Origin of the sequence: Nocardioides sp. 31GB23 (assembly GCF_040012395.1) — a bacterium.
Lineage (GTDB): Bacteria > Actinomycetota > Actinomycetes > Propionibacteriales > Nocardioidaceae > Nocardioides > Nocardioides salarius.
In genome coordinates, this window is record NZ_JBDYKJ010000040.1 from 33394 (window position 1) to 42534 (window position 9141).

At 74.3% G+C, this 9141-nt stretch carries 10 protein-coding genes; 9 read left to right on the top strand and 1 reads right to left on the bottom strand.

The features are described from left to right. The first annotated feature begins 10 nt into the window (after positions 1–10). Complete coding sequence (locus ABKW28_RS13925; RefSeq protein ID WP_193667937.1) at positions 11–988, top strand: thiamine-phosphate kinase; 978 nt, start codon at positions 11–13, stop codon at positions 986–988. A gap of 60 nt (positions 989–1048) precedes the next feature. Here ABKW28_RS13925 and rpmB read toward each other — a convergent pair whose 3' ends face one another. Next, on the bottom strand, positions 1049–1234 hold the full coding sequence (rpmB, locus tag ABKW28_RS13930) for a 50S ribosomal protein L28 (protein WP_165229619.1): 186 nt from the start codon (positions 1232–1234) through the stop codon (positions 1049–1051). A 235-nt stretch (positions 1235–1469) separates the two neighbouring features. Between rpmB and ABKW28_RS13935 the strand changes: the two genes are divergently transcribed. The 8 genes from ABKW28_RS13935 to mutM all read left to right on the top strand — a co-directional run bounded on the left by ABKW28_RS13935 (position 1470) and on the right by mutM (position 9050). Then, positions 1470–3131, top strand: a complete 1662-nt coding sequence (locus tag ABKW28_RS13935) for a DAK2 domain-containing protein (protein ID WP_348610607.1) — start codon at positions 1470–1472, stop codon at positions 3129–3131. A gap of 25 nt (positions 3132–3156) precedes the next feature. Continuing rightward, positions 3157–5358, top strand: coding sequence for an ATP-dependent DNA helicase RecG (locus ABKW28_RS13940; protein WP_348610619.1), 2202 nt, complete (start codon positions 3157–3159; stop codon positions 5356–5358). Positions 5359–5369: 11 nt separating this feature from the next. Then, positions 5370–5993, top strand: coding sequence for a 16S rRNA (guanine(966)-N(2))-methyltransferase RsmD (gene rsmD, locus ABKW28_RS13945; RefSeq protein WP_348610610.1), 624 nt, complete (start codon positions 5370–5372; stop codon positions 5991–5993). Beyond that, a complete protein-coding gene (coaD, locus tag ABKW28_RS13950; RefSeq protein ID WP_193667939.1) occupies positions 5993–6478 on the top strand; it encodes a pantetheine-phosphate adenylyltransferase in 486 nt (161 codons plus the stop codon). The genes rsmD and coaD overlap by 1 nt, the downstream gene beginning before the upstream one ends. Before the next feature lie 112 nt (positions 6479–6590). Further along, positions 6591–7115 (top strand): YceD family protein, encoded by a 525-nt coding sequence (locus ABKW28_RS13955; protein WP_307822789.1) that lies wholly within the window; start codon positions 6591–6593, stop codon positions 7113–7115. 65 nt (positions 7116–7180) lie between these two features. Next, positions 7181–7366, top strand: coding sequence for a 50S ribosomal protein L32 (gene rpmF / locus ABKW28_RS13960; protein WP_193667940.1), 186 nt, complete (start codon positions 7181–7183; stop codon positions 7364–7366). 13 nt (positions 7367–7379) lie between these two features. Further along, a complete protein-coding gene (gene rnc / locus ABKW28_RS13965; protein ID WP_348610622.1) occupies positions 7380–8156 on the top strand; it encodes a ribonuclease III in 777 nt (258 codons plus the stop codon). A 6-nt stretch (positions 8157–8162) separates the two neighbouring features. Then, positions 8163–9050 (top strand): bifunctional DNA-formamidopyrimidine glycosylase/DNA-(apurinic or apyrimidinic site) lyase, encoded by an 888-nt coding sequence (mutM, locus tag ABKW28_RS13970; RefSeq protein ID WP_348610613.1) that lies wholly within the window; start codon positions 8163–8165, stop codon positions 9048–9050. Positions 9051–9141 lie beyond the last annotated feature (91 nt).

Genomic DNA, 9141 nt, shown 5'->3' on the forward strand with positions numbered 1-9141 from the left:
GGATGGGCACATGCCTGCCACGCCCCCCACCGACCCGCCCCTGGACCCCACGGCGACCCTCGCCGACATCGGCGAGTTCGGGCTGATCTCAGCCCTGACCAGCCGCTTCGAGCAGGGCGAGCAGGTGCTCATCGGCCCGGGCGACGACGCCGCGGTCCTGCGGGTGCGCACCGGCCACGTCGTGGTCTCCACCGACCTGATGGTCGAGGGCCGGCACTTCCGCCGCGACTGGGCGGGAGCCGCCGACGTGGGCCACCGCGCCGCTGCGCAGAACATCTCCGACATCAACGCCATGGGCGGGCGGGCCGGCTCGCTGACCATCGGCCTGGCCGCGCCCGCCGACCTGGAGGCGCAGTGGGCCCTGGACTTCGCCCAGGGCTTCGCCGACGAGTGCGCGCTGGTCGGCGCCAGCATCGTGGGCGGCGACCTCACCCGGGCCGACCAGGTCGTCGTCGCGGTGACCGTGATGGGTGCCTGCACCGTCGCCCCGGTGGTCCGCTCGGGCGCCGAGCCCGGCGACGTGCTTGCGCTGGCCGGTCGCCAGGGATGGGCGGCCGGCGGTCTGGCGGTCCTGGGGCGTGGGTTCCGCTCCCCGCGGGTGCTGGTGGAGGCCTACCGCCGCCCCCAGCCGCCGTACGACGCCGGGCCGGCCGCCGCCGAGGCGGGCGCCACCGCGATGATCGACGTCTCCGACGGGCTGCTGGCCGAGGCGACGCACCTGGCGGTCTCGTCGGGGGTGGCCATCGACGTGCGCACCGACGCGCTCGACGTGCCCGAGCCGCTGCACGCGGTGGCCGCGGCGCTGGGCGGGGTCGACCCGGTCTCGTTCGTGCTCTCGGGCGGCGACGACCACGCGCTGCTGGCGACCTTCCCCGCGGGCACCACCCTGCCCGAGGGCTGGTCGGTCATCGGCGAGGTGCGCGAGGGGGAGGGCGTCACCGTCGACGGCGCCCCCTGGAGGGGCGAGACCGGCTGGACCCACTTCTGACGCACGAACGGCCGCCACCCCGGTGGGGTGACGGCCGTCCGACGGCGGATCAGGGGGAGGTCAGCGCGAGACCTTGCCCGCCTTCAGGCAGCCGGTGCAGACGTTGAGGCGCTTGGGGGTGCCGTTGATGGTGGCACGCACGCGCTGGATGTTGGGGTCGAAGCGGCGCTTCGTGATCTTGCGCGACCACGGCCGGTTGTTGCCGAAGCCAGGCTTCTTGGCGCAGATGTCGCAGACGGCAGCCACCGTGAACTCCTGAAGGATCGAGGTTGGGACGAAATGATGTGCACAACTGTCCGTGCACAGCCGAACGAGTCGAGGGCCCGGGTGCTCCGGGCAACCGCATCAGAGTATCCGAGGGGCCCGGCGCTCGGCCAATCGCGGCCGATCGTGGTCGAACGTGGCCGTTCGGGGACCCGCACCCGCCGCCAGCACACTAACGTGTCGCCCCGTGGAGCCAGTGGGACCGACCGGACGCGGGGTGAGCCTCGAGGTCGTGCTGCTCTTCGTCGACATCGCCGTGGACGCCCTGGGCGCCGCCCGCGAGGAGATCGACGCCCTCAACGTCTACCCCGTGCCCGACGGCGACACCGGCACCAACATGTACCTGACGGTCTCCGCGGCGCGCGACGCCGTGCGCGAGGCCACCGGGGGAAACCCGGGAGCCGACCTCGGCGAGGCGTTGGCGGCCTTCAGCCGCGGTGCGCTGCTCGGCGCGCGCGGCAACTCCGGGGTGATCCTGAGCGAGATGATGCGCGCCATCGCCCGCCGCCTGGCGCGCTCGGCCCCGGAGGAGCGCAACGCCGAGGTGCTCGCCGAGGCGCTGCGCCTGGCCGCCGACGCGGCGTACGCCGCCGTGGGCACGCCGGTGGAGGGCACCATCCTCACGGTGGCCCGGGCCGCGGCCGAGGCTGCCGAGGCGACGCGCGAGGACCCCGCGGCGCGCACGCGCGACGTCTTCACCGGGGCCGCCGAGGCGGCGCGGGCCGCCCTGGCGCGCACCCCCGGCCAGCTGCAGGCGCTCGCCGACGCCGGTGTCGTCGACGCTGGTGGGCGGGGGCTGAGCGTGGTCCTCGACGCCGCCGAGACCGCGCTGACCGGGCGCCGGCCCGAGGCGGTGCTGCCGCGCATCGGCCGGCACGCGATCCCGGTCACCACCCCGACGACCGGTGCCGGCCAGCCGCCGGGGGCCGACCTGACGCCGGGCGGGCCGTCGTACGAGGTGATGTACCTGCTCGACACCGACGCCGAGCGGGTCCCGGCGCTGCGCGAGCGGCTGGCGGGGCTCGGCGACTCCCTGGTGGTGGTCGGCGACGAGCGCCTGTGGAACGTGCACGTGCACGTCGACGACGTCGGCGCGGCCATCGAGGCCGGCATCGAGGCCGGTCGACCGCACCGCATCCGCGTCACCCACTTCCACGACCAGCTCACCCAGCAGGCCGCCCAGCAGGAGCGGGAGGCGCCTCGCCCGCGCGAGGGCCGCTGCGTGGTCGTCGTCTCCGCCGGGCCCGGTCTCTCCGCGCTCTTCGGCGAGGCGGGCGCCGTGGTCGTCGAGGGCGGACCGGGCCGGCGCCCCTCCACCGGCGACCTGCTGGGGGCCATCACCGGCTGCGGCGCGCAGGAGGTGGTGGTGCTGCCCAACGACGGCGACTCGGTGCGCGCCGCCCAGGTCGCGGCCTCGACGGCCACCCAGGACACCGGGGTCCGGGTCGCGGTGATCCCGACCCAGGCGCAGGTGCAGGGCCTGGCAGCGCTCGCGGTGCACGAGCCCGGCCGCGGCTTCGACGCCGACGTGCTCGAGATGACCGCGACCGCCCGCCACGCCCGCCACGGCGCGGTCACGGTGGCGGCGCGCCAGGCGATGACGATGGCCGGGCCGTGCGAGCCGGGCGACGCCCTCGGCGTGGTCGCGGGCGACTTCGCGGTCGTCGGCTCGGCGCTGGCCGAGGTGGCCACCGAGGTGCTCGAGCGGCTCGTGGTCGGCGGCGGCGAGCTCGTCACGATCGTCTCGGGCGCCGACGACCCCGACGGAGCCCTCGCCGAGCACTGCACCGCGTGGCTCGCCGAGCACCACCCCTATGTCGACGCCGTGGTGTACGACGGTGGGCAGGAGCGCTACCCGCTCCTGCTGGCGGTGGAGTGAACGAGGAGGTGCGGCGGTGATCTCGATGGACTCGCCGGTCGAGACCGTGCTGGGCGACACCGGCACCAAGGCCCCCAAGATCGTCAAGGGCCTGGGGCTGCGCACCGTGGGCGAGCTGGTGCACCACCTGCCCCGGCGCTACGTGCGCACCGGCGAGCTGACGACGGTCGACTCCCTCGAGGAGGGCGAGCTGCTCACCGTGGTGGGCCAGATCGGCCAGACCCGCCGGCGCGAGTACACCGACCGCCGCACCGGACGCACGGCCTACCGCGTCGACACGGTGCTGCGCACCGACGGTCCGAGCCTGCGGATGTCGTTCTTCGCCAAGAAGCCGCACATGGCCGACTGGCACGAGCGGCGGCTGCCCGAGGGACGGCGCGGCATCTTCCAGGGCAAGGTCGGGCGCTTCAACAACGACTGGCAGCTGACCAACCCGCAGATGGTGCTGATGGGCACCGAGGGTGAGGACGCCGCCCAGCTCTCGCTCGAGACCCTCGGCGACCTCTACCCGATCTACCCCCTCACCAAGGGCGTCGACACCTGGGACCTGCAGCGGGCGGTCACCTTCGCGCTGGCGGTGCTCGACGAGGTGCCCGAGCTGCTGCCCGAGCACGTGCGCGTGCAGGCCGGGCTCGTCGACGCGGGCACCGCCCTGGAGTGGGTGCACCACCCGAAGGACCACGGTCAGGTCACCCGGGCGCTGCAGCGGCTGCGCTTCGACGAGGCGATCGTCACCCAGCTCGTGCTCGCGCGTCGTCGCCGGGCCCTGGCCGCCCTCGGCGCCCGCCCGCGGGCCGGTCGCAGCGGCGGGCTGCTCGACGCCTTCGACGCGCGCCTGCCCTTCGAGCTGACCAGGGGGCAGGTGGAGGTGGGCGACGAGATCGACGCCGACCTGGCGCGCGAGCGGCCGATGAACCGGCTGCTGCAGGGCGAGGTGGGCTCGGGCAAGACGCTGGTGGCGCTGCGCGCGATGCTGCGGGTCGTCGACTCCGGGGCGCAGGCCGCGCTGCTCGCGCCGACCGAGGTGCTGGCCCAGCAGCACCACCGCTCGATCACCGCCATGCTCGGCGACCTCGCCGCCGGCGGCCTGCTGGGCGGGGCCGACGAGGCGACCGCGGTGGAGCTGCTGACCGGGTCGATGACCAAGACCCAGCGCACCGGCCCGATGTCGCGGCTGGCCTCCGGGGAGGCCGGCATCGTGATCGGCACCCACGCTCTGCTCGAGGACCGTGTGGGCTTCGCCGACCTCGGCCTCGTCGTCGTCGACGAGCAGCACCGCTTCGGGGTCGAGCAGCGTGCCGCCCTCACCGACAAGGCCGGCACCCCGCCGCACGTGCTGGTGATGACCGCCACCCCCATCCCGCGCACGGTGGCGATGACGGTCTTCGGCGACCTGGAGATCTCCACGCTCACCGAGCTGCCCGCCGGGCGGGCGCCGGTGCAGACGACGGTCGTGCCCGTCGCCGAGGCCCCGCACTGGGTCGACCGGGTCTGGCAGCGGGTGCGGGAGGAGGTCGCGGCAGGCCACCAGGTCTACGTCGTGTGCCCACGCATCGCCGGTGACGAGCCCGAGGCCGGCCAGGGCGACGTGCCCGTGGAGGAGCGCACGGACCGTCCGCTCAGCGCCGTCGAGGAGGTCGTCGAGGAGCTGCGCCAGGGGCCGCTGGGCGGGCTTCGGCTGGCCGTGCTGCACGGGCGGCTGACCCCCGACGTCAAGGACGCCACGATGCGATCCTTCGCCGGCGGCGAGGTCGACGTGCTGGTCTCCACCACGGTGATCGAGGTCGGCGTCGACGTCGCCAACGCCACCGCCATGGTGCTCCTCGACGCCGACCGCTTCGGGGTCTCCCAGCTGCACCAGCTGCGCGGCCGGGTGGGGCGGGGCGGGCACCCGGGGCTGTGCCTGCTCGTCACGCACACCGAGGCCGGCAGCCCGGCGCGCGGCCGGCTCGAGGCGGTCGCGGCGACCTCCGACGGCTTCGAGCTCAGCAGGGTCGACCTCGAGCAGCGCCGCGAGGGCGACGTGCTCGGCGCCCACCAGTCCGGCTACCAGTCCTCGCTGCGCACCCTGCGGGTGCTGCGCGACGAGGAGACGATCCTCGCCGCCCGGAGGGCGGCCGGCGACCTGCTTGAGAGCGACCCCGACCTCGGCGGCGCACCCGCCCTGGCCGCGGCGGTCGAGCGCCTCGAGCGGTCGGTGGCCGCCGACTTCGTCGACCGCTCGTAGGATCGCGCCCCATGACGCGCATCATCGGCGGCAGCGCCGGCGGACGCCGCCTGAGCACCCCGCCCGGCACCGCCACCCGCCCCACCGCCGACCGGGTCCGGGAGGCACTGTTCTCCTCCATCGAGGCCGCGACCGGCTCGCTCGACGGGCTGGGCTTCCTCGACCTGTACGCCGGCTCGGGCGCGGTCGGCCTCGAGGCGCTCTCGCGCGGGGCCGGGGTGGCGACGCTGGTCGAGTCCGACCGGCGCACCGCCGGGCTGATCGCGACCAACGCGCGCACCCTCGGCTTCCCCCGCGCCGAGGTGCTCGCGGCGCCGGTGGCGGCGACGCTGGGCCGAGCGCCCGTCGCGCCGTACGACGTGGTCTTCATGGACCCGCCCTACCCGCTGTCGGAGGAGGACCTGGCCGCCGACCTCGCCGCACTGGTCTCGCAGGGCTGGCTGGTGCCCGACGCGCTGGTCGTCGTGGAGCGGTCGCGACGCAGCCCCGAGCCGGCGTTCCCGGCCGGCTTCGTCGAGGTCCGCTCGCGCAAGTACGGTGAGACGACCCTGTGGTCGGCCCACGCGCCCGTGGACGAGCCCGGGGAGACAGCAGCCGAGCCGGTCGCACCGGCACCAGGAGCGGGGGAGCAGTAGTGCGTCGAGCCGTCTGCCCGGGGTCCTTCGACCCCGTCACCAACGGGCACATCGACATCGTGCGGCGAGCGGCCTCGCTCTTCGACGAGGTCGTCGTCGCGGTCGGGGTGAACAAGTCCAAGAACCGGATGTTCTCGCCCGAGGAGCGGATGGCGATGCTCACCGAGGCCTGCGCCGACTTCGACAACGTGCGCGTCGACGGCTTCAAGGGCCTGCTCACCGACTACTGCGCCGAGCACGGCATCCACGCCATCGTCAAGGGCCTGCGCGCGGTGAGCGACTTCGACTACGAGCTGCAGATGGCGCAGATGAACTCCTCGCTGACCGAGGTGGAGACCGTCTTCGTGCCCACCAGCCCCGAGTACTCCTTCCTGGCCTCGAGCCTGGTCAAGGAGGTCGCGACCTTCGGTGGCGACGTCTCGACGCTGGTGCCCGACTTCGTGCACGCGCGGCTCACCGCACGCATCGCGGAGCAGCGCGGATGAGGGCGGCGCGTTTTGCCCCGGCGTTCCCCCGAGGGCTACGCTTCCCGCTGATCTGTTCGTGCCCGGACCCGGAAGTGATCCCCTGACCAGCCTGGACCCGAGAGCGCCGCTCGTGCTCGACACCCGCGAGCTCGGCCGCCGCCCGGGGTCCCAGCGTGAGGTGACGCTGTCGGTGCCGGCACCGGCGGATCTGGGCATCGACGTCCTCCTTGTCCCCGAGGGCTCGCCGGTCGACATCGACCTGCGGCTCGAGGCGGTCATGGAGGGAGTCCTGGTCACGGGCACGGCGCGAGCCGGGCTCGTCGGTGAGTGCGCACGGTGCCTGGAGGAGATCCACGACGACGTCGAGGTCCCCTTCCAGGAGCTGTACGTCTACGCCGAGCACCAGACCTCCCACGACGAGGACGACGAGGTCAGCCGGCTCGAGGACGACCTTCTCGACCTCGAGCCCCAGCTGAGGGACGCGGTGGTGCTCACGCTGCCGTTCCAGCCCCTGTGCACCGAGGACTGCCCCGGTCTGTGCCCCGAGTGCGGGGCGCGACTGGCCGGGGACCCCGACCACGGTCACGACGAACCGATCGACCCGCGCTGGGCCGGCCTGGCCGCCCTGGCGCAGGACGAGCCGGACGAGAAGTAGCAGACCCACCAGCAAGACCACCCCAGGCCGTGGAGCGATCCCGGCCTCGCAACGAGGAGAAAACAGTGGCTGTCCCGAAGCGGAAGATGTCGCGCAGCAACACCCGTCACCGTCGCTCGGCCTGGAAGGCCACGGCCCCGACCCTGGTGACCTGCGCGAACCCCGCGTGCGGTGCCAAGCACCTCCCGCACCGCGCGTGCGGCGCGTGCGGCCAGTACGGCGCCAAGGCCGACCGTCGTCAGGTCCTCTGAGACCGCTGACGCCCTGAACGACTACGCCGAGCTGCGAGCAGCGCTCGGGGATCCGCAGCTGGACCCCGAGCTGCTGGACCGCGCGCTCACGCACCGGTCCTTCGCCTACGAGAACGGCGGCCTGCCGACCAACGAGCGCCTGGAGTTGCTGGGCGACTCGGTGCTCGGCGTCGTCGTGACCGAGACGCTGTACCTGACCCACCCGGACCTCTCCGAGGGCCGGTTGGCCAAGCTGCGCGCCGCCGTGGTCAACGCCCGCGCGCTGGCCGGGGTCGGCCGCGGCATCGGCCTGGGCGAGCACGTCAAGCTCGGTCGTGGCGAGGAGAGCACGGGTGGGCGCAACAAGGCCTCCATCCTCTCCGACACCGTCGAGGCGGTCATCGGGGCCGTGCACCTCTCCGGCGGAGGCATCGAGAACTCCGCCGCGGTGGTGCACCGCCTCTTCGACCCGCTGATCGAGGCCGCCTCGGCGCTCGGTGCCGGCCTCGACTGGAAGACCTCGCTGCAGGAGCTCTCGGCCGAGCACGGCCTGGGCGTCCCCGAGTACGTCATCGAGGACAGCGGCCCCGACCACCAGAAGACCTTCACCGCCCAGGTCCGCGTGGGCGACGACCTCTACGGCAACGGCACCGGCCGGTCGAAGAAGGAGGCCGAGCAGGCCGCCGCCGAGACGGCGTACGGCGAGATCGCCGACCGGCTCGGTGTCACCGACCCCGCCGAGACCGCGGCCGAGGCCGCCGCCGGCAACGCCGCCGCGGGCAAGTCCGGCACCGGCACCGGCGGCTCGTAGGCACCGGTGCCCGAGCTCCCCGAGGTCGAGGTGGTGCGCGCCGGGCTCGAGCGCCACGTCGTGGGTGCGCGGGTCACCGGCGTCGACGTGCTGCACCCGCGTCCGGTACGCCGCGACGATCGCGGGCCCGAGGGGTTCGCCGCGGCCCTGACCGGGCGCACCATCACCGGCGCCCGTCGCCGCGGCAAGTACCTGTGGCTGCCGCTCGACGACGGCGACGCCCTGCTGGCCCACCTGGGGATGAGCGGCCAGATGCTCGTGCAGCCGGCCGACGCGGTGGCGCAGAAGCACCTGCGGGTGCGCATCCGCCTCGACGGCGCCGCCGACTCCCGGCACCTGCACTTCGTCGACCAGCGGATGTTCGGAGGCCTGTCGATCTCCACCGGGGGAGCCGAGCTGCCGCCCGAGATCGCGCACATCGCGCGCGACCCCCTCGACCCGCTCTTCGACGACGACGAGCTCGCCACGCGGGTGCGCCGGCGCGCGTCCGGGATCAAGCGGCAGCTGCTCGACCAGAACCTGGTCTCGGGCGTCGGCAACATCTACGCCGACGAGGCCCTGTGGCGCGCCGGCATCCACGGCGAGCGACCGGGGGAGCGGCTGAGCCGGGCCCAGGTGCTCGCACTGCTCGGGCACACCCGCGACGTCATGCGCGACGCGCTCGCCCAGGGCGGCACGTCCTTCGACGCCCTCTACGTCAACGTCAACGGCGAGTCCGGGTACTTCGACCGCTCGCTGCACGCCTACGGGCGCGCCGACGAGCCCTGCGACCGCTGCGGGACCCCCATCCGCCGGATCGCCTTCATGAACCGCTCCTCCTACTTCTGCCCGCGCTGCCAGCCGGCGCCGCGGCGCCGGCGGGTGCCCGCCCCCGTGGTCGCCCCGCCCGATTGACCCCGGGGGCGCCTGGTGGGACTCTTGAAGACGGTCCGGACGCATGTCCGGACCCGCCCCCTACTTCCCCCCCGCACTGGAGTGCCCCCTG

What these genes read in the sequence shown, in the direction of transcription:
- ABKW28_RS13925 (WP_193667937.1), top strand. Translation starts at nt 11, where the DNA reads ATGCCTGCCACGCCCCCCACCGACCCGCCCCTGGACCCCACGGCGACC.
- ABKW28_RS13940 (WP_348610619.1), top strand. Translation starts at nt 3,157, where the DNA reads ATGGACTCGCCGGTCGAGACCGTGCTGGGCGACACCGGCACCAAGGCC.
- rsmD (WP_348610610.1), top strand. Translation starts at nt 5,370, where the DNA reads ATGACGCGCATCATCGGCGGCAGCGCCGGCGGACGCCGCCTGAGCACC.